Origin of the sequence: Vibrio antiquarius, from assembly GCF_000024825.1 — a bacterium.
Lineage (GTDB): Bacteria > Pseudomonadota > Gammaproteobacteria > Enterobacterales > Vibrionaceae > Vibrio > Vibrio diabolicus.
This window is the reverse complement of record NC_013456.1, coordinates 2,816,087-2,842,362: the sequence shown is the minus strand read 5'-3', so window position 1 is coordinate 2,842,362 and position 26,276 is coordinate 2,816,087. Positions and strand designations below refer to the sequence as shown.

Genomic DNA, 26,276 nt, shown 5'->3' with positions numbered 1-26,276 from the left:
GAGGTTCACTATGCATCCAGCACTATGGGTAAGTAAAACAGGTCTAGACGCCCAACAAACCAACATTGCCACGATTTCGAACAACTTGGCGAACGCCTCTACTGTGGGCTACAAAAAGAGCCGTGCGGTATTCGAAGATTTGTTCTATCAGAACATCAACCAGCCTGGCGGCCAATCATCTCAGAACACTGAGCTTCCGAGTGGCTTGATGCTAGGTGCGGGTTCTAAAGTGGTTGCGACGCAAAAAGTGCACACGCATGGTAATGCGCAGACAACGACCAACGCACTGGACATGATGGTTGAAGGCGACGGCTTCTTCCAAGTGACGTTGCCGGATGGCAACATCGGTTACACCCGTAACGGTCAGTTCACGTTAAATGGTGAAGGCACGTTAGTCACGTCGGGTTCTGGCTACCCTGTAGAACCTGAAATTGTGATTCCAGAAGATGCGATTTCTATCACTGTCGGTACGGATGGTGAAGTATCGGTTCGCGTCCGTGGTCAGCAAGACAACCAAGTCGTTGGTCAGCTAACCATTACAGACTTTGTTAACCCAGGTGGCCTAGAGCCAATTGGCCAGAACCTTTACTTACCAACGGGTGCTAGTGGCGATCCACAAGAAGGTGTTCCTGGTTTGGACGGTTTGGGTGAAATCCGTCAATCCATGTTGGAAGCGTCTAACGTGAATGTAACGGAAGAGTTGGTCAACATGATCGAAGCCCAGCGCGTTTACGAAATGAACTCAAAAGTGATCTCGTCAGTCGATAAGATGATGAGCTTCGTTAACCAGCAGTTATAACGGTTAAGAGCAAGAATTGAGGAGCTCACGATGAAACGTATTTGTCTACTTGCTTTGATTGCCACGATGTCGGGTTGTGCCATGTTAGAGCCGATTGAAACGGATGAAGTGACACAAGCAACGACGGTGGTTGACGCGGTAGAAGGCGATAAATCGAAAGAAGAGAGCAGCGGTATCGTGGATACACTGCGTGGCAGAAGCGATCCGGTTGCGGGTGATCCTGCATGGGCTCCTATTCATCCGAAAAAGAAACCTGAGCATTATGCTGCTGCAACAGGTTCACTGTTTAGCGCCGAGCACATTACCGATCTTTACGACGATTCCAAGCCACGTGGTATTGGCGACATTATTACCGTGACACTGGATGAGACTACCAGCGCCACGAAAAGCGCCAATGCCGATTTATCGAAAACCAATGAAGCGCAAATGGACCCGCTTCAAGTGGGTGGCGAAGAGCTGCAAATTGGTGGCAAATACAATTTCTCTTATGACTTAAATAACTCAAACTCATTTGCGGGTGACTCTTCTGCTAAGCAGAGTAACAGCATCAGTGGTTACATTACTGTTGAGGTGATTGAAGTTTTGGCAAATGGCAACCTCGTTATCCGTGGAGAAAAATGGATGACGCTTAATACGGGTGATGAGTACATACGTTTAAGCGGCACTATTCGTCCTGATGACATTAGTTTCGACAATACTATTGCATCAAACCGCGTTTCTAACGCAAGAATTCAGTATTCTGGCACCGGTGTACAACAAGATATGCAAGAGCCGGGCTTCTTGGCACGATTCTTTAATGTAGCGCTATAACACGCCGTGCTGACGGCAATTTGACTGCAAGAGATAAGTAAGCATGAAAAAACTCCTTTTAATACTGATGAGCGTTGCTCTGTTTTCTACCGCTGCCCAAGCTGCACGTATCAAAGACGTCGCGCAAGTGGCAGGTGTACGAAGCAACCAACTCGTGGGTTATGGTTTGGTTTCAGGCTTACCTGGCACAGGCGAAGCGAACCCGTTTACGGAGCAAAGTTTCGCCGCCATGCTGCAAAACTTCGGCATTCAGATGCCGCCGGGCACAAAGCCGAAAATAAAAAACGTTGCCGCAGTCATGGTAACGGCAGAGTTGCCGCCATTCTCTAAACCAGGTCAGCAAGTAGACGTGACAGTCTCTTCTATCGGTAGTGCCAAAAGTTTGCGTGGTGGTACGCTACTGCAAACGTTCCTCAAAGGTCTCGACGGTCAAGTTTACGCGGTTGCTCAAGGTAATTTAGTGGTGAGCGGCTTCAGTGCTGAAGGTGCTGACGGTTCAAAAATCGTAGGTAACAATCCAACCGTTGGTCTTATCTCTAGTGGTGCGACAGTAGAGCGCGAAATTCCAAACCCATTTGGTCGTGGCGATTACATCACGTTCAACTTGCTTGAGTCAGATTTCACAACGGCTCAACGTATGGCGGATGCGGTAAACAACTTCCTTGGCCCACAAATGGCGAGTGCAGTAGACGCGACGTCGGTACGTGTACGTGCCCCTCGTGATGTCAGCCAGCGTGTGGCGTTCTTATCGGCAATTGAAAACCTAGAGTTCGACCCAGCAGATGGCGCAGCCAAAATCATCGTTAACTCTCGCACGGGTACCATCGTAGTTGGTAAACATGTTCGCCTTAAACCTGCTGCGGTAACGCATGGCGGCATGACGGTTGCGATCAAAGAAAACCTGAATGTTAGCCAACCGAACGGCTTTTCTGGCGGGCAAACCGTTGTCGTGCCAGACTCGGATATCGAAGTCAGCGAAGAGCAGGGCAAGATGTTTAAGTTTGAGCCAGGCTTAACGTTGGATGATTTGGTCCGTGCAGTGAATCAAGTCGGCGCAGCGCCGTCGGATTTGATGGCTATCTTGCAAGCATTGAAACAAGCTGGTGCCATTGAAGGCCAGTTGATCATCATTTAATGGTTAGGAGGTAGGTATAATGAACAATCCTAACGACATTGGTTTTATTCATGACATCAGTTCGCTGGATACCTTGCGTCAAAAAGCAGTGAAGGAAGGTAAAGATGGCGAGCAAGAAGCACTGCGTGCAGCGGCTCGTCAGTTCGAATCTATTTTCACCTCCATGATGTTGAAATCCATGCGAGAAGCCAATGAGGGCTTTGAGTCCAACATGATGAACAGCCAGAACGAGAAGTTCTACCGACAAATGCTGGATGAGCAGATGGCGAGTGAGCTCAGTTCGTCTGGTTCAATGGGCTTGGCCGATATGATTGTTAAGCAATTAACGGCTGGGCAAGGTAACGACAAGAGTGAAACGGCAATGCGTGATGCGGCAAATAATGCCGTGGAATATCGTCGTGTTGACCCGAAAAAAGCGCGTGAGATTGAACAGCGCTTGATTGAATCTGGTCAGCTATCTCGACCAAGCAATGAACCAACTCGATTCGATTCGCCAGAATCTTTTGTTAACTCGATGAAGCCATACGCGGAGAAAGCCGCGAAAGCTCTAGGTGTCGAGCCATCTCTGCTACTTGCGCAAGCGGCTTTGGAAACCGGGTGGGGACAAAAGGTAGTGAAGAACGCGCGTGGCAGCAGCAACAACTTATTTAACATCAAAGCAGATCGAAGCTGGCGGGGGGACAAAGTGACGACTCAAACTCTAGAGTTCCACGATAACACGCCAGTGAAAGAGACGGCAGCGTTTCGCTCCTACTCAAATTACGAAGACAGCTTTAATGACTTTGTGCGCTTTTTAAATGACAACCCACGTTACGAGACGGCATTGCAACAGCGAGGGAATTCAGATTCGTTTATTCGCGGCATCCACAGCGCGGGTTACGCGACCGATCCGAATTACGCAGACAAAGTCCTGCAGGTGAAGCAGAAAATCGAAAGTATGTAATTTACTCTTCGCCAGTTCATGTTGTTTTCGAAGGCTTGCCACAGTGCAAGCCTTTACTTTTTCTGAATATTCACACCTCTATTTTATTTGGCACACCTTTTGCTTTGATGTGTCTAGGTGATCGGTTTTGCCGATTTTATTTCGTTTTTGGGGGCATGTATGGCGTCAGATCTTCTGAATGTAGGTACTCAAAGTGTGCTTACTGCTCAGAGACAATTAAACACCACTGGTCATAACATTTCTAATGTTAATACAGAGGGTTATAGCCGTCAGTCTGTTATCCAAGGTACGAATGATCCGCGCATGTTTGGAGGCTCTACCTACGGCATGGGTGTGCATGTGGAAAATGTTCGCCGCTCGTGGGATCAGTTTGCCGTGAATGAACTGAACTTGTCGTCAACCAACAATGCCAACAAAACGGATACCCAAGACAATCTTGATATGCTCTCTAGCATGTTGAGCTCAGTTGCATCGAAGAAAATCCCAGAGAACTTGAACGAGTGGTTCGATGCGGTCAAAACCATGGCAGATACCCCGAACGATTTGGGGGCACGGAAAGTGGTATTGGAAAAGGCGAAAATCTTCTCTGATACATTAAATGACTTCCATGAAACCGTACGATTGCAATCTGATGTGACCAATAAAAAATTGGATATGGGCATTGAACGCGTGAACCAACTTGCCTTGGAAATCCGCGATGTGCATCGATTAATGATGCGCACACCCGGTCCACATAATGATTTGATGGACCAGCATGAAAAGCTGGTTACTGAGCTATCTGAGTACACCAAAGTAACCGTCACCCCACGCAAAAATGCGGAAGGGTTTAATGTTCACATCGGCAATGGACACACGCTAGTTTCTGGCACGGAAGCAAGCCAGCTCAAAATGATTGACGGCTATCCTGATGTTCACCAAAGACGATTAGCAATGGTGGAAGGAGATGGCATTAAAGCGATCAAGTCTGACGACATGGATGGCAAAATCGGTGCCTTGCTTGAAATGCGCGACAAACACATTCCACAACTTCAGGATGAAATGGGCCGTTTAGCGACGGGATTTTCCTACAAAATTAATCAGCTGCAATCTCAAGGTCTGGATCTTAACGGTAAGATAGGTAAAGACGTATTTACCGACGTGAACTCTGAGCTGGTGGCAAAATCTCGAGTTTTTGCTGCGCCTGACTCTCAGGCTGATGTTGCGGTTTACATTGATGATATCTCAGCGATCAAAGGTGGTGAATATTCGCTACGTTATGATGGCGACCAGTATAGCGTGACAACACCGAAAGGTGAGCAAATGTCGTTGAACATTGATCAATCGGATTCTTCGTTTGTTCTGGATGGTATGAAAGTGCAAATTGGTGAAGGTCTTGCCGCTGGTGAGCGCGTATTGTTGCGCCCAACACGAAGTGGCGCAGCCATCATTAAGATGGAAACTAATGATGCAAAAGCCATTGCCGCGCAAAGTTATGAAGCTTCAACCACTTTTGCTCAAGGTAACGCCAAGTTCAAAATTCGTGAGGCGGGGGATGTCAAAGAATTTGAGGTCACCGTACAACCAGCCGACGAGAAACATGATAAGCCATGGTTAAAGATCACGGACAACAAAGGCAATTTGCTATCGGACAAATACTCATACCCGCTAGACAAAGATAACCCGATGATTGAAATCTCAGTGCCGAAAAGTCATCCGCTGTATAAAAATGGCGATGCGACTGTATTTGAGCTGAGCGAAGGCGCGCTGATGAATGACAAGTTCACCGCGAACTTGGTGCCTTCGGAAGGTGGTAATGGCAACTTGAGAAAAATGCAGAAGATCCAAACAGATAAGATGATGGACGGAAAATCCAGTACTTTGATTGATGTTTATCACAACCTCAATACCGAAGTCGGATTGAAATCTTCTACAGCAAACCGATTAGCCTCTGTCGCTCGCTTAGAGCATGAGGCGGCACAAGAGCGCGTTGCTTCTATCTCTGGCGTTAACCTCGATGAAGAAGCGGCCAACATGATGAAGTTTCAACAAGCGTACATGGCTTCATCACGTGTGATGCAAGCGGCGAATGATACCTTCAATACCATTTTACAACTGAGGTAAGGAGAAGAGATAAGTGCTAACCCGAATTTCTAGTTTCCATAACTATCAGTCCGTACAAAATGATTTGCGTCGTCAAGAGAATAAGGTTCACCATAACCAAGAGCAACTTGCTTCAGGGAAAAAGTTACTGAAACCTAGCGACGATCCCCTTGCGTCGCATTACATTCAAAATATTAGTCAGCAACAAGAACAGCTACAACAATATCTTAGCTCGATAGTGTTGGTGCGTAATCGTCTAGAAAACCACGAAGTTAATATCGCCAATGCAGAGAATTTTGCCGACGAGTCGAAGCGCTTAACGATGGAGATGATTAACGGTGCGTTTTCTGCGGAAGACCGACAAGCAAAGAAGCGTGAGCTAGAAGAGATTGCGAACAACTTCCTTAACTTAGTGAATTCGCAAGATGAATCTGGTAACTACGTGTTTGCTGGCACTAAGCCAAAAAGCCAACCATTCTATCGCGATAAAGACGGTAGTGTTCAGTACGCTGGAGACGATTACCAGCGTAAAATGAAAGTCTCCAGCATGCTTGAGATGCCAATGAACGATCCTGGCAGCAAGCTGTTTATGGAGATACCAAACCCATTTGGCGATTATCAGCCGAATTACGATCTACAAAACGGTTCTGAGTTGCTATTAAACAGAGCCACTAACGTTGATACGAAGGATGATGCGGCGTATCGCGTGACATTTGTCGATATGAACAACGGCAAATTTGGTTACCAACTAGAGCGTAACGGTAAAGTCGTGGATGCCGATGAGTTTTCTCCAGAAAAAGGCATTGAGTACAAAGGCCTGAAAGTGCACGTAAAAGGTCAAATTACGCCTGGCGATAGCATCGAGATCGAAAAGCGGGCAGAGTTCAGCATTTTCGATACCTTCAAGGATGCAATGGCGTGGTCAGATAAATCGGTGTCGGATACGTCGGCGACCGCCAAATTGCACCAAATGACAGAAGAATTTCACGCTGCTTTTATCCATTTGAATAAAGCGCGTACTGATGCTGGCGCTCGATTGAGCACGCTCGATATCCAAGAGCAAAACCACGAAGACTTTAATTTGTCTCTGGCGAAAGCGAAGAGCAACTTTGAGGATTTGGATTACTCTAAAGCCGTTATCGAGTTCAGTGAAAACTCGCGAGCGTTACAGGCATCGCAACAAGCATTCGGTAAGACCAAAGATCTAACTCTGTTTAACTATATTTAGTCTGACTTAAGACACACTGTCTGATTTTTGATGCCTTATGTGCAAAGCCTTAAGTGCGATAAATCGACGTAAATTAAGAGTCATGCTATGCGGCACGATTTTACCCAAAGCGGCAATGACGCGAGAGGCAAGTCGGGCGGCAACAAAGTAGCGGTCAATATCTATGAAGCAAGGTGAGCCTCATTATCCGGAAATGGTTTAGTGATAACGCTAACTTATTGTTTATGTGCTTCTTTTAAAAGCGGTGAAATAAATTTTATAAGTTGGCACACAAATTGTATTGAAAATATCAGAACAGATTTAGAGATTCTAAACCCTGCGTTTAAGGCAGATTTAGCAAGTAATTTTTACGGTCAGTGCTTATCCAAATGAGAGTAAAGCTGGCCGCTTCGCAAAAGCTTGCGAACTCAAAAGGAGAGCAAAATGGCTGTAACAGTTAGTACTAACGTCTCCGCGATGACCGCGCAGCGTTACCTAAACAAAGCGACTGACGAATTAAATACGTCGATGGAGCGCTTATCTTCAGGACATAAGATTAACAGTGCAAAAGATGATGCGGCAGGTCTACAGATCTCTAATCGCTTAACTGCACAGTCTCGTGGTCTAGATGTCGCAATGCGTAACGCGAACGATGGTATCTCGATTGCACAAACCGCTGAAGGTGCGATGAATGAGGCAACATCTGTCATGCAACGTATGCGTGACCTTGCTATTCAATCATCGAACGGTACTAACTCTCCGGCTGAGCGTCAGGCGATCAACGAAGAGTCAATGGCATTGATTGACGAGCTAAACCGTATCGCAGAAACCACGTCATTCGGTGGCCGTCGTCTATTGAACGGCTCATTCGGTGAAGCGGCATTCCAGATTGGTGCGAGCTCAGGTGAAGCAATGATTATGGGGCTAACCAGCATTCGTGCGGACGATACTCGCATGGGCGGTGTGACCTTCTTATCGGAAAACGGTAAAGATAAAGATTGGGGCGTTGACCCAGCTAAATCGGATCTAAAAATCACTTTGCCAGGTATGGGTGAAGACGAAGACGGCAATGTCGATGATCTAGAAATCAACATTAATGCAAAAGCAGGTGACGACATCGAAGAGCTAGCAACGTACATCAATGGTCAATCAGACATGATCAACGCGTCTGTAAGCGAAGATGGCAAGTTACAAGTTTTTGTTGCACATCCAAACGTTCAGGGTGAAATTTCAATTTCGGGTGGATTGGCGTCTGAGCTTGGTTTGAGCGATGAACCTCTTAGAACATCAGTACAAGATATTGATATGACAACCGTACAAGGTTCTCAAAACGCTATCTCTGTGCTGGATTCGGCACTGAAATACGTGGATTCACAACGTGCGGATCTGGGTGCGAAGCAAAACCGTCTGAGCCACAGCATCAACAACTTGGCAAACATCCAAGAAAACGTTGACGCGTCGAACAGCCGAATTAAAGACACGGACTTTGCGAAAGAAACCACGCAAATGACCAAAGCACAAATTTTGCAACAAGCAGGTACATCGATTCTTGCTCAAGCGAAACAGTTGCCAAACTCTGCAATGTCACTATTGCAGTAGTTTACTTAGCCTGTACTCAATACATTCAGACGTGGATGGGAATGCAGGCTTTTGGCAAGCAACTTTATAATAGAATGAGCGGCTCTCTCATCTCTCACCTGCCAATCATTTTCAATGTAGAGTTGCACCCGGTATGCCGGAAATGTGTTCATTTCTCTTGATCTCCACATAGGCTCTGGCGACCAACCTAGCCCCAGTTCTCTCAAAGGAAAAGGGGCTTTTTCTTTTCTGCATTTTCCTTCTTTTATTTTCTCTATTCATTTCCTTATCTCTTGTTTTTGATGTTTTTCTGTACAATTTAGCCCTCTCGGCTCAATTTGTAGAAACTTGAGCACTTTTTCTTACTTTTCTTCAATTTTATTAGCTAAATCTCGCAATGTTATTTTTTTAAATTTTTTTCTAAAGCTTCTGAATTTGGTGTCGTTAATAGGGGTAACTTTGAGAGAACTACTTGGTTTTCCGAGACGTCGGAAACCGCTATACCGGAAAATCAATTGGAGAAATCACCATGGCAGTGAATGTAAACACTAACGTATCAGCGATGACCGCTCAGCGTTACCTAAACAACGCAAACTCAGCTCAACAAACTTCTATGGAGCGTTTGTCTTCGGGGTTCAAAATCAACAGCGCAAAAGATGACGCTGCGGGTCTTCAAATTTCGAACCGTTTGAACGTACAAAGCCGTGGTTTGGATGTGGCGGTTCGCAACGCGAACGACGGTATCTCAATTGCACAAACCGCTGAAGGTGCAATGAACGAGACCACTAACATTCTTCAACGTATGCGTGACTTGTCTCTACAATCAGCAAACGGCTCAAACTCGAAATCAGAGCGTGTGGCGATTCAAGAAGAAGTGACCGCGCTAAATGACGAACTAAACCGTATCGCAGAAACCACGTCTTTCGGTGGTAACAAGCTACTAAACGGCACACACGGTGCGAAATCGTTCCAAATCGGTGCGGATAACGGTGAAGCAGTGATGCTTGAGCTAAAAGACATGCGTTCAGACAACAAAATGATGGGCGGTGTGAGCTACCAAGCTGAAAGTGGTAAAGGTAAAGACTGGAACGTTGCTGAAGGTAAGAACGACCTAAAAATCAACCTAACGGACAGCTACGGTCAAGAGCAAGAAATCAACATCAGCGCAAAAGCGGGTGACGATATCGAAGAGCTTGCGACTTACATTAACGGTCAAACTGACCTAGTGAAAGCATCAGTAGACCAAGATGGTAAACTGCAAATCTTTGCTGGCAACAACAAAGTCGAAGGCGAAGTCGAGTTTTCAGGCGGCCTATCTGGCGAGCTAGGTTTGGGCGAAGGTAAAAAAGTGACGGTAGATACTATTGACGTAACCTCAGTTGGTGGCGCACAAGAATCTGTGGCTATCATCGATGCGGCACTGAAATACGTAGACAGCCACCGCGCAGAGCTGGGTGCATTCCAGAACCGTTTCAACCATGCAATCAGCAACTTGGACAACATTAACGAGAACGTGAACGCGTCGAAGAGCCGTATCAAAGATACTGACTTCGCGAAAGAAACGACTCAAATGACCAAGTCACAAATTCTATCGCAAGCGTCAAGCTCAATCCTTGCGCAAGCGAAACAAGCGCCAAACTCAGCGCTAAGTCTGCTAGGTTAATCACCTTAATAAGACAAGATACAAAAGCCAGGCTCATCCCTGGCTTTTTTGCTTATCGGCTATAACGATTTAGATGCGTCCCAACAGGATGTTCGACAAGGCACTCATATCGATTAGATGGTCTCTTTAAATACCAATGTTGCCGCGATGGTGGCGCAGAGACACCTGAGTCAAGCGGCAGCGCAAAACGTCGAGTCACAACGGAACCTCACTTCTGGTTTTCGAATTAACTCGGCGAGTGATGATGCGGCAGGTTTACAGATATCCAATACTCTCCATGTACAAACGAGAGGGCTTGATGTCGCCTTAAGAAATGCGCACGATGCTTATTCGGTCGCGCAAACCGCGGAAGGCGCGTTACATGAGAGCAGTGATATTTTGCAACGGTTACGCTCTCTAGGGCTTCAAGCGGCAAATGGTAGTAACGATACCAGTGACCGACAAAGCATCCAATACGAGGTCGTAGCGCTGCAGGATGAGCTTGATCGTGTCGCGATCACAACGACATTTGCGGATAAAAATTTATTTGATGGTTCTTATGGCTCGCAAAGCTTTCATATTGGCGCGAACGCTAACTCAATCTCTTTGACGTTACGTAATATGCGTAGCCATATCCCAGAGATGGGAGGGCTGCATTATGTTGGTGATGCGGTCGATAAAGATTGGCGAGTCACTAAAGATAACCAAACTCTAAAAGTCGAATACCAAGACAGTAAAGGGCAAACCCAAACGGAATCCATTGGGCTCAAATTGGGTGATCGCGTAGAACAGGTCGCCACTTACATCAATGCTCAACAATCGGTAGTGAGTGCCTCAGTAACGGAAAACAATGAACTGCAATTCTTTGCCTCTACGATCAAGGCGCCAGAGGGCGTGGTTCTCGATGGGAGTTTAGCGGATGAGCTTGATATAAGCACTGGTCAATTAGTCACAATGGATGACATCGATATGTCGACGGCTGGTAAGGCGCAGCTTTCAATAGGGGTGATTGATGCAGCGATCAAGTACGTTGATTCGCACCGAAGTGAAATTGGCAGCTTTCAGAATCGTGTAAATGGTTCGGTGGATAACTTAAATACCGTGAATCGGAGTGTTACGGAATCCAAGAGTCGAATAAGAGACACGGATTTTGCAAGAGAGTCTACGGAAATGGTGCGTTCTCAAGTGCTCCAAGATGCGACAACTGCGTTATTGGCTCAGGCAAAACAAAGGCCGAGTTCGGCACTTGGTCTACTCAGTTGAATCTGGTAAGAAAGCATAAACTTCAGGTAATAAAAAACGCTGCCAATGGCAGCGTTTTTTCGTGTTCGGCTAAGTAAAAATTACTTAGTTACACGTAGAACTGGAGTTTCACCAACAGTCACAGAACCAGAAAGCTTGTTCAGCTCTTTGATTTCGTCCATGTTAGAGATAACAACTGGAGTTAGCGTTGACTTCGCTTTCTCTTCTAGAAGAGCTAGATCGAATTCAATTACAGTGTCGCCAGCTTTAACAGTTTGACCTTCTTCAGCGATACGCGTGAAGCCTTCGCCTTTTAGTTCAACTGTGTCGATACCGAAGTGAACGAAAAGCTCAACACCGTCGTCAGACTCGATAGAGAATGCGTGGTTAGTTTCGAAGATCTTACCGATAGTACCGTTTACAGGAGCTACCATTTTGTTGCCTGCTGGCTTGATAGCAATACCGTCACCAACGATTTTCTCAGCGAAAACAACATCTGGCACGTCTTCGATGTTTACAATCTCACCAGAAAGTGGCGCGATGATTTCGATAGCACCAGCGTCAGCGCTGTCATCAGATACAAGCTTCTTAAGTTTGTCAAACAGACCCATTGTGTCATGCTCCTAAGGTTTGGTTTTATTCTGTCGAATTATAGTATACCAATATAGCGCATTAGACGACTTTTTTCGCCGTCTAATGGCCATTAAGTATTGAATTACTTGGTACTACCGATTACTGAGCTTTCTCAGCAATAAACTTTTCTACCACTGCTTCGATTTCTGCAGCTGTTGGTAAAGAAAGGGCTTCTTCAGCCATTGCTTTCACTTCTGCGAAGTTAGAGTTACGAACTACTTTCTTCACTTTAGGGATTGAAATGCCGCTCATTGAGAACTCGTCCAGACCCATACCTAGAAGTAGAAGCGTTGCACGCTCGTCACCTGCAAGTTCACCACACATACCAGTCCATTTACCTTCTGCGTGAGAAGCGTCAATAACTTGCTTGATCACGGTTAGTACTGCTGGTGATAGTGGGTTGTAAAGATGAGAGATCATCTCGTTACCACGGTCTACCGCTAGCGTGTACTGAGTTAGGTCGTTTGTACCGATAGAGAAGAAAGACACTTCCTTCGCTAAGTGGTGTGCGATCGCAGCAGCAGCAGGAGTTTCAACCATAACACCGATTTCGATGTTTTCGTCAAACGCGTGGCCTTCAGCACGTAGCTCTTCTTTGTACTCTTCGATCGCTTTCTTAAGCTCACGGATTTCTTCGACAGAGATGATCATTGGGAACATAATACGCAGTTTGCCGTGTGCAGAAGCACGTAGGATGCCACGTAGCTGATCACGAAGGATTTCACGACGATCCAGACTGATACGTACAGCGCGCCAGCCTAGGAATGGGTTCATCTCTTTTGGAAGATCCATGTATGGGAGATCTTTATCGCCGCCGATATCCATAGTACGGATGATCACAGCTTGACCGTTCATTGCTTCCGCAACTTCTTTGTACGCTTGGTACTGTTCTTCTTCAGTTGGAAGTGCAGTACGGTCCATAAATAGGAATTCAGTACGGTACAGACCAACACCTTCACCGCCGTTACGGAGGATACCGTCACAGTCTTTCACTGTACCGATGTTACCGCAAACTTCTACACGGTGACCGTCAGTCGTTTCTGCGTGTAGGTCTTTCAGTTTCGCTAGCTCTTCTTTTTCAGCTAGGAATGCCGCTTTAACCGCTTTCGCTTCTTCTAGTTCAGCTTCTGATGGGTTAACAACAATCTTGTTGTTCATCGCGTCAAGAATCAGCATATCGCCATTCTTAACTTTTTTCGTGATGTCGTTAGTACCAACGATAGCAGGAAGCTCAAGAGAGCGAGCCATGATTGAAGTGTGAGATGTACGACCGCCGATATCACAAGCAAAACCAAGTACGTAGTCTAGGTTAATCTGTGCCGTTTCAGATGGCGTTAGGTCGTAAGCAACTAGGATAACTTCTTCATTGATGTCGCTAAGCGAAACAATGTTGATACCCAGTGCGTTTTTCACAAAACGAGAACCGATATCGCGGATGTCAGTTGCACGTTCTTTTAGGTATTCGTCATCTAGTGACTCAAGAGCACATGCTTGCTCTTCGATAACTGAGTGGATAGCGTGATCCGCAGTCATCTTGTCGTTTTTGATAAGTGCTAGGATCTCTTCTTCTAGCTCTTCGTCTTCAAGAAGCATGATGTGACCTTCAAAGATCGCTTCTTTTTCTTCACCAAACGTTTCAAGCGCTTTTTGCTTGATAGTTTCTAGCTGAGCTGCAGATTTGTTACGAGCGTCGAAGAAACGCTGAACTTCAGCTTCTACTTGATCGTCAGAAATAGTGTTTGTGTTTAGGACAATTTCATCTTCTTGAAGTAGTAGTGCTTTACCGATTGCAATACCAGGAGATGCTAGGATGCCTGAAATCATAGCCTTACCTTAAGTTTGGTCAACTTTATAAAACGGGAGAATAATGGGTGCGCTAACGAATAGTTTTAGCTTAGTTTTGAGCCTATTTCCAACGAAGCCATTTTGCTTTCACAAAATGGCTTCTGGAGTAGGAGACCGGATTAGTGTAGTTGGTCCATTAGAGCAACTAGGTGGTCAACTGCTTGCTGAGCTTGTGGGCCTTCAGCAGAAATAGTTACTTGAGTACCTTTTACTAGGCCTAGTGTTTGTAGTTTGAATAGGCTCTTAGCGCTAGCGCTTTTACCGTTAGAAGTCACAGTGATGTCTGCGTCGAATGCTTTTGCTTCTTTAACAAACTGTGCAGCTGGACGAGTGTGAAGGCCGTTTTCTGCTGTGATTTCTACTTGCTTCTCGTACATGTGATATACCCCAATAAATGTATTTTTTTGTTAGTTTGTGACTAGATTTTAGCTTAACTGCTTTACATCTTGTGCGCTAGCACGGGAAGAGTTCAAAGCGCGTCAGTTCTGATACTAGTCAAAAGTTTGGTAACTACGCAACTGTTTGCGTGCGTAATCACTTTGAAACCTTTTTGTGTTCTGCTTCTTTATTTTGAAGCTAGAAATAAAACACCCTGATATTACCAAAGGTAGGGCAGGGATCAACAAAAAAGCCCCTAAACGGGGCTTTTTTAAACTAAAAATTGATTTGAACACATATTATTGTTGGTTCTCTTTTTCGGTAAAGATACCTGCAAAGAGTGCTGTGCTTAGGTAACGCTCACCTGAACTTGGTAGAACGGTTACAATTGTTTTTCCTTCAAATTCAGGGAGTTCTGCAAGTCGGTTGGCTGCAACAACAGCCGCACCAGATGAGATACCAGCTAGGATACCTTCCTCTTCCATTAGGCGACGAGCCATCTCAATCGCTTCTTCTGAGGTGACTTGCTCAACGCGGTCAATAATGTCTAAATCGAGGTTACCTGGGATGAAACCAGCACCGATACCTTGGATTTTGTGCGGAGCAGGTTGAATTTCTTCGCCAGCAAGTGCTTGTGCAATAACTGGAGACTCTGCTGGCTCAACTGCGACAGAAGTGATGGCTTTGCCTTTTTCACCTTTGATGTAACGGCTTGTACCTGTGATAGTACCGCCCGTACCGACACCAGCAACGAATACGTCGATTTCACCGTCTGTCGCTTCCCAAATCTCAGGGCCCGTAGTCTTTTCGTGGATCTCTGGGTTCGCAGGGTTGTCAAATTGTTGAAGAAGTAGGTACTTCTCAGGGTTGCTTGCTACGATTTCTTCTGCTTTAGCAATCGCCCCTTTCATGCCTTTCGCCGCTTCAGTCAGCTCAAGGTTAGCGCCCAGTGCTTTAAGTAGCTTACGGCGTTCTAGGCTCATTGATTCAGGCATGGTCAATGTTAGCTTGTAACCGCGAGCGGCCGCTACGAATGCTAGAGCAACACCTGTGTTACCACTGGTAGGCTCTACAAGCTCTACACCTGGCTTAAGAAGCCCCGCTTTCTCTGCTTCCCAAATCATGTTTGCACCGATACGGCACTTAACACTGAAGCTAGGGTTACGCGCTTCAATTTTCGCGAGAACTTTGCCTTTGCTTACTTTGTTTAGACGAACGAGAGGTGTATTACCGATAGTAAGAGAGTTATCTTCGTAGATTTTGCTCATAGTGATGTTCCTTCATTACACGTTGTGTGAATATGGATAGAAGAATATGCGGTATGAAAAAAAGGGAAAAGGATTAAAAAGTTATATCTTATTAGGTTGGCCCAGAACTCGATAAAAGAAAAGGGAAAAGCTGGCGCAGATCCCTTTCCTTAATCTCTAATCGACTATCGTTGGTGCTTAAACTCCGCCACCCACATAGCGGTTGCGCCACATATTGCTACAGGCATGACAATGAGGTTCAAAATTGGGATCGTCGTAAACACAGACACCAATACCCCAAAGCCATAGGCCTTACCTTGCTTTTGTTTCAATTTGTAACGCATGTCGTTAAATGGGATTTTATGGTTATCAAACGGGTAGTCACAATATTGAATCGCGAGCATCCAAGCGGTAAAAATAAACCATAAAAATGGGCCTACTGTTTGCCCAAGGGCAGGGATGAGCAATAACAGGAATAGGCCTATTGCTTTAGGTAAGATGTAAAGCAGCTTTCTCCATTCACGAGCTAAAACGCGAGGAACATCTTTCAGAACGGCAGTGAATCCATCATCATTTACTTTTTGTCCCGTTAAGTACTCTTCCACTTTTTCAGCTAAGAGGCCATTGAATGGCGCGGCGATAAAGTTCGCGAGCGTGCTGAAAAAATAGGAGAAGGTAGCGAGTATCGTCAGAGCGAGTAAAGGCCAAAGAATGTAAGTTAACCAGGATAAAAACTCAGGCAGCTGCCCAATCCAGCCTTCTATCCATATATTAAGGTTTGAAAATAGATAGAAGATGGCACCACCTACAAGCAAGATATTTGCAAGTAGAGGTAAGATGACAAAGCGCCTGATTTTAGGGGCAAGTGCCAATTGTATCCCGTATAGAAAATAACCGAACCCGGTTCTCTGCTGATTGTTTTGCTTCATGTCTATTTTGGCTTCGTGTAAATGAAAACTCATTGTACCTGTGAGGACTTTTCTTTCAATGCCCTGACAAATGACGTCTTGTTAAGTGGAATCGTGGCAAGAATCACAACAAAAAACGGAACTTCTTGCATTAAGTTGTTCTAAATCTACATATAGTTTTGGTAAAGTAAACGTATCATTCAGATTTATTGCACTTGGGTTGCTGCTCAAGGAACTGCGAGTAGTAAAAACAAGTATATTGAGAGTAAATAATGCAGGAATTGCGATTCGTACTCATTGTTGTTGGCGCATTAGCCATCGCGGCATTGCTGTTTCATGGTTTGTGGAGCAGTAAAAAAGAAGGCAAAGCAAAGTTTGGTAACAAGCCGCTTGGTAAGCTGGATGTTGACCAAGGGGACAAAAATGATCTTGTCGAGAAAGAACGAGATTTCGCTCCCGCTCCTGAAGATGACTTTGAGATCATTCGTAAAGATCGCAAAGAACCAGATTTTGGAATGGCGAGTTCTTTCGACAACAAATTTGAATCTGACCCGCTATTCGGTGGCCCATCTGAAGTAACACAGACACAGCAGGAGCCAGATGACATCCCTTCATTTGTTGCAGAAAAAGATAAAGAAGAGGACGTTGAGCCTGTTGTACAAGCACCAGTAGCTGAAGATCCATTCCAGCCTGCTGTGGAAGAAGAAGCTATTCCCGCCGCGTTTGATATTACTGAGAAAGAACAGCAAGTCGAAACGGTTAGCGATTCTGTCGTTGCAGAGCCTAAGGAAGAGCCAAAGCCAGAACCTGAAATGCAAGTGATTGTATTGAATGTGCACTGCGCGGGTGAAGAGCCATTTGTTGGTACTGCTTTATTTGAGAGTATGCAACAAAACGGCTTAATTTATGGCGAGATGGATATTTTCCACCGTCATGTCGACTTGTCCGGTAACGGCAAAGTGTTGTTTAGCGTCGCTAATATGATGCACCCTGGTACGTTTGAGCATGCTGATCCTGCTGAGTTTACAACGAAGGGTATTTCATTCTTCATGACATTGCCTTGTTATGGCGAGGCTGAACAGAACTTCAACTTAATGCTCCGAACTGCGCAGCAAATTGCTGATGATTTAGGTGGCAACGTTCTTGATGACCAGCGTAACTTAATGACGCCAGACCGTTTAGCGTCTTATCGACGTCAAATAGTTGAGTTTAATGCCGCTAACGCATAATCTTAACAGCAAATAATAATAGGGCTCCGGATGGAGCCCTTTTTCTTGGATTTCCCAACCTCACCGATTGAAAATACACGGGGCTTTACTATGTCTGAATCAGTACTTCAGCGATTAGAAGAACTAAAAGAGTCGTTGCATTACCACGCTGTGCGTTACTACGTGGAAGATAACCCAGAGATCCCTGATGCCGAGTACGACCGTTTAATGCGAGAGCTCCTGGATATTGAAGCTGAGAACCCTGATTTAATTACCGTAGATTCACCAAGTCAACGTGTCGGTGGACAACCTCTCTCTGCGTTTAGCCAAGTGACACATGAAGTACCGATGCTTTCGCTTGATAATGCGTTTGATGACAGCGAACTTGATAGTTTCCATAAGCGAGCACAAGAGCGGGTGGGCAGTCAGAGTGTAAAAGAATACTGTTGTGAGCCGAAATTGGATGGACTCGCAGTTAGTTTACTGTATGAGAACGGAGTGTTAGTGCAGGCGGCAACACGAGGTGATGGCACTACCGGCGAGAACATCACAGAGAATGTTCGCACGATTAAAGCCATTCCTTTAAAACTCAGAGGTAATGACTGGCCAAATCGTCTTGAAGTTCGTGGTGAAGTCTTTATGCCGAAAGCTGGGTTTGAAAAGCTCAATGAATTAGCAAGGAAGAAAGGCGAAAAAATCTTTGTCAACCCACGTAACGCTGCGGCTGGTAGCTTACGACAATTGGATTCACGCATTACGGCTTCTCGTCCGCTTAGCTTTTATGCATACAGTGTGGGCGTGGTGCAAGGCGCTGAATTGGCGGCAAGTCACTACGAACGCTTCTTGCAAATTAAATCTTGGGGATTACCAATGTGCCCGGAGACCAAGCGAGTTGAAAGCTTGGCAGATGTAAAAGCTTACTACCAAGATATCTTGCAGCGTCGTGATGCCCTTCCTTATGAGATCGATGGTGTCGTCATTAAAATTGACGATATTGCCGTGCAAGAGCGTCTTGGATTTGTTGCTCGCGCTCCACGTTGGGCGATTGCCTACAAATTCCCGGCTCAGGAAGAAATGACGACGTTGAATGAGGTGGAATTCCAAGTCGGTCGTACTGGTGCGATTACACCTGTTGCTAAACTAGAGCCTGTATTTGTTGGCGGGGTAACGGTAAGTAATGCGACGCTTCATAACGCAGATGAGATAGAACGTCTGCAAGTTAAGATCGGTGATCACGTTGTGATTCGTCGAGCGGGTGATGTTATTCCTCAAGTCGTTTCTGTCATCAAAGAGCGTCGACCAGAAACAGCGCGAGATATTATTTTTCCAACTCAGTGTCCTGTTTGTGGTTCGCATGTTGAACGAATCGAAGGAGAGGCGGTAACACGTTGTACGGGTGGCTTAGTTTGCCAAGCCCAACGTAAACAAGCGCTAAAACACTTTGTGTCTCGTAAAGCGTTAGACGTTGACGGTCTAGGCGATAAAGTGATCGAGCAACTTGTTGACCGTGAGATGGTGAAAACTCCTGCTGACTTATTTAAGTTATCTGCGGGGATTTTAACGGTATTAGATCGCATGGGGCCAAAGTCTGCGCAGAACATTGTGAATGCGTTAGAAAAATCAAAAGAGACAACGTTACCTCGCTTTTTGTATTCGCTTGGGATTCGTGAAGTTGGCGAGGCAACCGCCGCAAACCTAGCAATGCACTTTAAAACGTTGGAAGCCATCCAAAATGCTAACGAAGAGCAGTTAATTGAAGTGCAAGACATCGGTGCTGTGGTTGCTCAACATATTACGACTTTCTTCAGTGAAGAGCAGAACCAAGCAGTGGTTAAAGATTTGCTTGAACAAGGGATCCACTGGCCAGAGATTAATACGACTGAGCAGGTAGGAGAGCTACCGTTAGAAGGTAAGACAGTTGTATTGACAGGAACACTTTCTCAATTAGGTCGCACAGAGGCTAAAGAAGCCCTCCAATCCCTAGGTGCAAAAGTGACAGGTAGTGTTTCTAAGAAAACGGATATTTTGTTTGCTGGTGAAAATGCAGGTTCGAAGTTGGCAAAGGCACAAGAACTGGGTATCGAGATCAAAACAGAACAAGACTTACTCGAGTTGATGAATTAAGTATTATCAAAAAAGCTAAAAAACAACTAAAAGCCCCACATGGTAAGCATGTGGGGCTTTTTCTTGCCCATAATTAAGTGCTTTTTTATTGAGTTTTTTATGCTTTTTATCTTTTCAGTGATCAAGATCTCCCATTGAATTATTAAGGTTTTTTACTTCTTTAGTCTGCGAGTGACTTCAAGCTGGAATTCTAGGTTGCTATTTAAGTTGTTGATATTTAATGTTTAACTGTCTTTTTGTGTTGGTGTTGTTAAAAGTAAGATCTGGATCAATAACTTATATGGAACTTTGGACTGGCTCATATTTTTTTAGAAAAAAAATAAGTTCCGTTTGGATGTTTTTAGCTGCGAAGTTAGTCTTAATCACGTGGATACACGGTGTGTATGCAGGAACTAAAAAAAGCCAAATTAGAAATAATGAGGTTTGATCAGGAATTTACTTCTCTCCTTCGGCGGCCAACTAAAGGTGAGATAGAAAAATACAGCTATATCCATTTTTAGGAGTTTTTCCATGGACAAATTTTTTAAGGTTTCAGCGTTAACCGCAGCAATGTTTGGTGTTGTTGCTGTTGCTCCAGCTACAGCGTCTACTGAAAGTGCAGCAGGTGGCGAGTACGTAGAGAAAGTGAACGAATTTATGCAAGACTCTAGTCTTAATGCATTATTTCTAGTTGATACTCGTTCTCGTACTCGTACAACAGGTAAGCCAGGCGGTGAAAACGGTGACCGTTGGAGTCGTCTAAACTACTCTTCTTACAACGCAATTTTAGACTTTACTTCTGGCTACCACGATGGTTGGGTTGGTGCAGATGTTGCGGCTTACTATTCTGGCGACCTTTACAACGATAGCCTTTACAATTCAAACGAAGGCTACCTATGTAACGAAATTTCAACTTGTAACAACCTAGACTGGGGTGCAGGTGATGGTCAACAGCTTAAAGTTTACAAAGCAGCACTGAAGTTCAAAGCAAACGAAAGCTTCAACGCGCGCTTTGGTATGCTACAAGCGGGTGGTAACGGTACTATTGGTAACGTTTGGAGTTTCGTACCTGGTACTTACCGTGGTTTCGAATTGAACGCTAAATTAGGTGATTTCAACCTAAGCTACTTTGGTGCAGACCAATTTACAGCACCTTGGCTACTTCACGAAGATGACTACGCGCCAGCGCTTTGGTCTGATACTTCATGGAGCTACCTACACTCTCTAGGCCTAAACGGTAACCTAACTGACAGCTTGTTTATGCAACTTGGTTTGGGTCAAGCTACTGGCGTTCAATATGCAAATGGTATCGACTGGGGTGCAGGTCAAGTAACTAGCTACCACAACGAAACGGACAACACTTCTTACAAGGCTTACTTGAAGTACACTGTGAGTGACCGTACAACTCTAGCATTTGATTTCTACGGTGTTGACGATGATGTGAAATACGATGGTCTAGGTTTCCACACTGGTCTATCTTTGAATCAATCTTTCGGCAAGCTAGCTTGGATGTCTGAGCTACGCTACACAGACACAGACAACCGTGCTGACTTCGTTCCACGTACAATTCATACTTACGGTATGAACAACGGTACTTGGTCTCAGTGGTGGGATGCACTGTCTGACTGGAACAAAGCGGGTGAGCTAGCGTGGTACAACCGTCTATCTTACAACCAAGGTAACGGCTGGAACTACTACCTAGGCTTTGGTTACGGTACTGGAGCTGATTCTGCAGCAAGCGGTGCATCAGGTGACTGGGATTACGAAAGTGAATACGCAGTTAACGCGACAGTATCTTACTCTCTACAGAGTGGCGCACTGAAAGGTTCTACGATCCGTCTACACGGTACAATCCTAGAGCGCGATGAGTACGCTGGTGCTGGTGATGCGGATGAAACGGACCTACGTCTACAAGTTCTTATCCCTTACAGCTTCCACTAATACTTAGTGAGATGATAAAAAGGAGCCGCTAGGCTCCTTTTTTATTTTACTTCTCGACCATCATATATTTTGCAATATAACGGCGGTAACATATGCACGTTACCGTTTGGTAACTCACACTTTATCTCTGGGGCTAGCGTACGTCCACCTGAAGCACCATTGGCATGAGTAGTTAATGGAGCTAGGGCAAAACATGCTAACAATAGACCAGCTAAAAATCTCATAATCATCACCTTAATGTAGACATTGAATATCTACTTGCTTGGGTAAATAATGACTTTACTGAAAAGTAAGGTATCAATAGTTTACTTATATCGAACTAACTACTGACTTCTATATTAGTTCCATTCTCCGCCTCTAAATCGACACATTTCACTTGGAATATTAGTGACATCACCACTTGGCAATTTACATTCGACTATCGGTCCTAAATTAGTTGTACCACCATTTCCGTTGGTGTAGGCAAAGGAAGAAAAAGAAAAGATACCGCATAACATTAAAAAGAGAAGTTTCTTCATAGTACATCCTCTTACTTACCAAATAAAAAGCATTCAACTTAAATGCTTATGCGTTAAGTATGTATGGGGGGGCAAAAAGATCAAAAAATAATTCAATAAAGTTTTATTTTTTAAAATAAATTTAGAAAGATAATTTATATCGATATATTTCTATCTTATTGATTAACGTATGATGAAGAATTAAATAATTGGAAGAAGATGGTAGGATATTAATAATATTTCTGCTACTTATTTTTTGTTCGATTCTAATTAAATCAATGAAATTAAAGCGGTTGTTTAGATTAAAGTAATGGAGCATAGTTTGCCCCATTACTTTGGCATAAATTACTTAGAATCAGGCTCAATGATTAAAATAATACCATCGATATCTTTTATTTTAACGCGCGTTCCTGCTGGAAGTGCTTGATCCGACTGTGCCGACCATGTGGTATCGGCAACCTTGATACGATTGAGCCCAACAGAAAAGTCCTCTTCAATGGTAAGTGTGCGTCCGATTAACTGCTTATACTTTTGGTTCAGATCTCTTTCTTGGTCTTCTTTCTTGTCTTTAGACCATTGTCGTCGCCACCATAACCAAGTGGTGATTAAGCTGAAACTTGCAAAGCAAAGCCATTGTAATTGCCAGCTCATTGGCAAAACGGTCATTAGTGCCCCAACGATAAGTGCAGAAACTCCGAGCCAGAGAAAATATCCCGCAGTCCCAAGTAGCTCTACCGCTAGAAGTGCAAAACCGAAGGCTAGCCAATGCCAGAAAGAGACGCCTTCCAGCAAACTGAAAAAGTCCATAAGTTATTCTTTATCTTGTTGTTTAAACATCTCTGCTATCCCTGCAACCGAGCCCATTAGTCCGGTCGCTTCTAATGGAAGCATAATGATTTTGCCGTTTTCGGCTTGACCAATGCTTTTGATCGCTTCGGTATAGCCCTGAGCAATGAAGTAATTGACGGCTTGCATATCGCCTTTGGCAATCGCTTCAGAAACCATATAAGTCGCTTTTGCTTCTGCCTGCGCGGCGCGTTCTCGAGCTTCAGCATGGAGAATAGCAGACTGCTTTTCGCCCTCAGCTTTTAATATCTCCGATTGCTTATGACCTTCAGCCTTTAAAATTTCAGCTTGGCGTACCCCTTCTGCTTCGAGAATCTCCGCTCGTTTATTTCGCTCGGCTTTCATTTGAGCATTCATCGCCGCCGTTAGATCGGATGGTGGCTGGACATCTTTTATTTCAATTCGCGTGACTTTTACACCCCACGGGTTGGTGGCTTGGTCAACAATTGCCAGCAGCTTGGAGTTGATCATGTCACGCTGACTCAGCATTTCGTCCAACTCCATTGAGCCTAAAACGGTACGGATATTGGTGAGAGTTAAATTTCTAATGGCATGTTCCAAATCGTTGACTTCATAAGCCGCTTTGGCAGCATCGATGACTTGAACAAATCCGACCGCATCAATAACCACGTTAGCGTTGTCTTTTGAAATAACTTCTTGCGCTGGAATATCAAGAACGCGCTCCATCATGTTGACTTTTTGCCCTATCTTATCAACAAATGGAATGATCAAGTTTAAGCCGGGTTTTAGCGTATGGGTGTAGCGTCCGAAGCGTTCGACTGTCCAGTTATTTCCTTGTGGCACCGTCTTAATGGCTGAAGATAAGATAACTACAGCAAGAACGACGAAAATACCGATGGTAATCAGTGAATCAATTGGCATGAGTTATTCCCTTAAGTGCATATTGTCCGATTCATTTTTACCTATTTATAGACAATAGACAATTGAAGTTCTGAGAACCTTAAGAGGTTATTGGTTTTTTATATAACAAAGGCCGGAATATCCGGCCTTTAGTTGAAGTTTCGCTTTCAGCTAGTTAGTACAGAATCGAATACAGCTGACGGCGATATTTGCTTGCTAATGCGTTGCCTTGACCTAGCGCGCTGAGAATATCCATAAAAGTCTTCTTCACTTCACCGTCTTGGGCGCCCAAGTCTTTTTTAAGAATATTCCACAGCAGTTCCAGCGCTTCTTCATCACGACCCACTTGGTTGTACTGTACCGCCAATTCACAAGCAAGTTCGAAGTTTGCCATGTCTGCTGCGTATGCTTGTTCTAGTCGTTGTAACTCAGGGCTATCTGCAGCCTGCAAATGCAGCTCGAGCTTGGCTATTAGACTCTTGTAGTAGTTATCTTGATACTCAAGAGGGATAGCGTTCAGTAGCTCTTGGGCGACATCAAATTGTTTGGTTTCTAATAAACAATCAGCCATCGCGAGTTTCACATCACCACGCTCTTGCAGTTCTGGCGGCAAAGTGTGGATGATGCTCAAAGCCTGAGCATGCTCACCTTGGTGAAGAAGTTCACTGACTTGTTTTAATAGTTGTTCATCTGGGCTTGGCAAATGCTTTTGTAGCATGGTAGCAATGGCATCAATTGGCTGAGGGCCTCCCAGACCATCGACGGCTTGACCATTTATAAACAGCGCGATAGTTGGCAATACTTGCACGCCAAATTGAGACGCTAAAGCGGGCTGATCTTCACAATTTAATAAAGCAAGCGTAAATGCACCGTTGTACTGTTGAGCAAGAGATTGCAACTCAGGGAGTATCTGTGCGCTTTCTGGTTGAGCATTGGCCCAAAAGTGGATCAGAACGGGCGTGTTCATTGATCCTTCAAGAGTTTCGCGAAAGTTCTGTTCTGTTATCTCAACGATAAATGGGGATTGCATCAGAGTATCCTTGCTTTGTGTCTTGTCGTTGATAATAGATATGGAGTTGATTTAAGGGAAATTCAAGCGATGGTTGCTAATCATCATCAATAATGAATCATTCTATTTTGTCAAAGGATGCGGTAAGAGAGTGGTGTTACTGCTGAATAGGTGTAAGGCAAAAAGAAAACGCTGCCGAAGCAGCGCAGTTCTAATGCTATTTGTTAGTGCGGTATCAAAATAGGATGAACATGGTCAACACTACACCCACACTAAGCCAGTTAAGCTGATTTAATGTCATTGTTGCCTCGCAGTAGTAAAAACATTGCTACAAAACGTAATGGGTGGCGATACCAAATCTAAGCAACTCATTCACTTTAGGTTGAATAGTGCTCACTGAATTGCGTAGAAATTGATTCGTTTGCTTGAGGTTTTTTTAACCTACATGCTCATAATGACATCACATTGTTACGATGAAATTACATTGTGACAAAACTTTTTTATGCAGCTTGTCGCAAAATTTTATCAAGCACACGGGTTGGTAATAACCTTTTCAAGACTGCGAATAATTTAGTCGGCGTAGTAATTCGATAGCGAATTTTAGGTGAAGCGCTAGTTAATGCATGAAGAACAGGTGCGACGCAGGACTCTGCAGGTAAAACAAATCGATTATTAGATTTGTCTTTGTTGAGTCGCTCTCTTTGTCCTTCATAGGCGAGGCGGTGAGGGCTGGATTCAATATCAATCCACTTCTCGAAGGCTTTTAATGCATTGTTTCTAAATTGAGTTTCGATAGGCCCAGGTTCTATCAATGCCACTTTGATATTCGTATCCGCAAGCTCTAGCCGTAGTGTGTCAGTCCAGCCTTCTAGGGCAAACTTTGACGCATTGTAGGCGCCGCGGTATTTCATTGCAGCAAAGCCAAGAACAGAACTGTTTTGTATTATGCGTCCTTCGCCTTGTATGTGCATGTGAGGAAGCACTTCTCTGACTAACTGGTGCCAACCAAAAAAGTTGGTCTGAAATTGAGCTTGAAGAGCCTCGGTGGGCAAGTCTTCCAATGCACCGGGCTGGCCATAGGCACCATTATTGAACACGGCATAAAGCTTACCCTCTGCTAGCTCTAATGCTTGCTTCACGCCCGAAGAAATACTTTCAGGGCTGTTTAGGTCTAGCTTGATGCAGGTTAGCCCTTCATTAATTAGACGTTGGACATCTTGCTCTTTCCTACAAGATGCAATGACATGAAATCCCTCGTTTTGCAGGGCGTGAGCGCACACGTAACCGATACCGGTTGAGCAACCCGTAATAAGAATCGACTTTTTCATAAATTAAGCCTCAAGCAACATTGAATGAGGTGATCAT

Annotated in this window: 22 protein-coding genes; 12 read left to right on the top strand and 10 right to left on the bottom strand. The window is 44.6% G+C overall.

The annotated features are described in order from the left end of the window. Positions 1 to 10 precede the first annotated feature (10 nt). The 9 genes from flgG (at position 11) to VEA_RS13060 (ending at position 11,456) form a co-directional block, all read left to right on the top strand. Positions 11 to 799 carry a flagellar basal-body rod protein FlgG gene (flgG, locus tag VEA_RS13100; RefSeq protein ID WP_005382032.1) on the top strand — a complete coding sequence of 263 codons (789 nt, stop codon included), beginning with the start codon at positions 11 to 13 and terminating at the stop codon, positions 797 to 799. A gap of 30 nt (positions 800 to 829) precedes the next feature. Continuing rightward, the gene (gene flgH / locus VEA_RS13095) at positions 830 to 1,609 is read left to right on the top strand and encodes a flagellar basal body L-ring protein FlgH (protein WP_006743029.1); all 780 of its coding nucleotides are present in this window, start codon (positions 830 to 832) and stop codon (positions 1,607 to 1,609) included. A gap of 43 nt (positions 1,610 to 1,652) precedes the next feature. After that, entirely contained in the window at positions 1,653 to 2,744 is a 1,092-nt protein-coding gene (locus tag VEA_RS13090; protein ID WP_006743028.1) for a flagellar basal body P-ring protein FlgI, read from the top strand. Positions 2,745 to 2,760: 16 nt separating this feature from the next. Further along, entirely contained in the window at positions 2,761 to 3,687 is a 927-nt protein-coding gene (flgJ, locus tag VEA_RS13085) for a flagellar assembly peptidoglycan hydrolase FlgJ (protein ID WP_041852979.1), read from the top strand. A 159-nt stretch (positions 3,688 to 3,846) separates the two neighbouring features. After that, entirely contained in the window at positions 3,847 to 5,787 is a 1,941-nt protein-coding gene (flgK, locus tag VEA_RS13080) for a flagellar hook-associated protein FlgK (protein WP_012842055.1), read from the top strand. Between the two features lie 13 nt (positions 5,788 to 5,800). Continuing rightward, positions 5,801 to 6,994, top strand: a complete 1,194-nt coding sequence (flgL, locus tag VEA_RS13075) for a flagellar hook-associated protein FlgL (protein ID WP_005393113.1) — start codon at positions 5,801 to 5,803, stop codon at positions 6,992 to 6,994. 423 nt (positions 6,995 to 7,417) lie between these two features. Further along, positions 7,418 to 8,572, top strand: a complete 1,155-nt coding sequence (locus VEA_RS13070) for a flagellin (protein WP_006743025.1) — start codon at positions 7,418 to 7,420, stop codon at positions 8,570 to 8,572. A gap of 508 nt (positions 8,573 to 9,080) precedes the next feature. Continuing rightward, on the top strand, positions 9,081 to 10,214 hold the full coding sequence (locus VEA_RS13065) for a flagellin (RefSeq protein ID WP_005393103.1): 1,134 nt from the start codon (positions 9,081 to 9,083) through the stop codon (positions 10,212 to 10,214). Positions 10,215 to 10,331: 117 nt separating this feature from the next. Continuing rightward, positions 10,332 to 11,456 (top strand): flagellin, encoded by a 1,125-nt coding sequence (locus VEA_RS13060; RefSeq protein WP_006743023.1) that lies wholly within the window; start codon positions 10,332 to 10,334, stop codon positions 11,454 to 11,456. Between the two features lie 80 nt (positions 11,457 to 11,536). Here the strand turns inward: VEA_RS13060 and crr are convergent, their stop codons facing one another. The 5 genes from crr to cysZ form a co-directional block, all read right to left on the bottom strand. Then, positions 11,537 to 12,046, bottom strand: a complete 510-nt coding sequence (gene crr, locus VEA_RS13055) for a PTS glucose transporter subunit IIA (RefSeq protein WP_005382041.1) — start codon at positions 12,044 to 12,046, stop codon at positions 11,537 to 11,539. Positions 12,047 to 12,167: 121 nt separating this feature from the next. After that, positions 12,168 to 13,892, bottom strand: coding sequence for a phosphoenolpyruvate-protein phosphotransferase PtsI (gene ptsI / locus VEA_RS13050; protein WP_005393100.1), 1,725 nt, complete (start codon positions 13,890 to 13,892; stop codon positions 12,168 to 12,170). A 140-nt stretch (positions 13,893 to 14,032) separates the two neighbouring features. Further along, positions 14,033 to 14,290, bottom strand: coding sequence for an HPr family phosphocarrier protein (locus VEA_RS13045; RefSeq protein WP_005382043.1), 258 nt, complete (start codon positions 14,288 to 14,290; stop codon positions 14,033 to 14,035). 300 nt (positions 14,291 to 14,590) lie between these two features. Further along, a complete protein-coding gene (cysK, locus tag VEA_RS13040) occupies positions 14,591 to 15,559 on the bottom strand; it encodes a cysteine synthase A (protein WP_005382045.1) in 969 nt (322 codons plus the stop codon). Between the two features lie 164 nt (positions 15,560 to 15,723). After that, positions 15,724 to 16,467 carry a sulfate transporter CysZ gene (cysZ, locus tag VEA_RS13035; protein WP_025998633.1) on the bottom strand — a complete coding sequence of 248 codons (744 nt, stop codon included), beginning with the start codon at positions 16,465 to 16,467 and terminating at the stop codon, positions 15,724 to 15,726. Positions 16,468 to 16,718: 251 nt separating this feature from the next. Here cysZ and zipA point away from each other — a divergent pair, with 251 nt between their 5' ends. The 3 genes from zipA (at position 16,719) to VEA_RS13020 (ending at position 21,698) form a co-directional block, all read left to right on the top strand. Continuing rightward, complete coding sequence (gene zipA / locus VEA_RS13030; protein ID WP_006742724.1) at positions 16,719 to 17,675, top strand: cell division protein ZipA; 957 nt, start codon at positions 16,719 to 16,721, stop codon at positions 17,673 to 17,675. Between the two features lie 90 nt (positions 17,676 to 17,765). Continuing rightward, positions 17,766 to 19,778: an NAD-dependent DNA ligase LigA gene (ligA, locus tag VEA_RS13025; protein WP_041852978.1), complete on the top strand. Its 2,013-nt coding sequence runs from the start codon at positions 17,766 to 17,768 to the stop codon at positions 19,776 to 19,778. A 510-nt stretch (positions 19,779 to 20,288) separates the two neighbouring features. Beyond that, positions 20,289 to 21,698 carry an OprD family porin gene (locus VEA_RS13020; protein WP_006742721.1) on the top strand — a complete coding sequence of 470 codons (1,410 nt, stop codon included), beginning with the start codon at positions 20,289 to 20,291 and terminating at the stop codon, positions 21,696 to 21,698. Positions 21,699 to 22,036: 338 nt separating this feature from the next. Here the strand turns inward: VEA_RS13020 and VEA_RS24295 are convergent, their stop codons facing one another. From VEA_RS24295 to VEA_RS13000, 5 genes are all read right to left on the bottom strand, one after another. Beyond that, entirely contained in the window at positions 22,037 to 22,216 is a 180-nt protein-coding gene (locus VEA_RS24295) for a hypothetical protein (RefSeq protein WP_074191004.1), read from the bottom strand. Between the two features lie 324 nt (positions 22,217 to 22,540). Beyond that, a complete protein-coding gene (locus VEA_RS13015) occupies positions 22,541 to 23,002 on the bottom strand; it encodes an NfeD family protein (RefSeq protein ID WP_012842052.1) in 462 nt (153 codons plus the stop codon). A gap of 3 nt (positions 23,003 to 23,005) precedes the next feature. After that, positions 23,006 to 23,923, bottom strand: a complete 918-nt coding sequence (locus VEA_RS13010; protein ID WP_005393087.1) for an SPFH domain-containing protein — start codon at positions 23,921 to 23,923, stop codon at positions 23,006 to 23,008. A 154-nt stretch (positions 23,924 to 24,077) separates the two neighbouring features. Beyond that, positions 24,078 to 24,932: a co-chaperone YbbN gene (locus VEA_RS13005; protein ID WP_006742720.1), complete on the bottom strand. Its 855-nt coding sequence runs from the start codon at positions 24,930 to 24,932 to the stop codon at positions 24,078 to 24,080. A 479-nt stretch (positions 24,933 to 25,411) separates the two neighbouring features. Continuing rightward, a complete protein-coding gene (locus VEA_RS13000; RefSeq protein WP_006742719.1) occupies positions 25,412 to 26,239 on the bottom strand; it encodes an SDR family oxidoreductase in 828 nt (275 codons plus the stop codon). Positions 26,240 to 26,276: the final 37 nt, after the last annotated feature.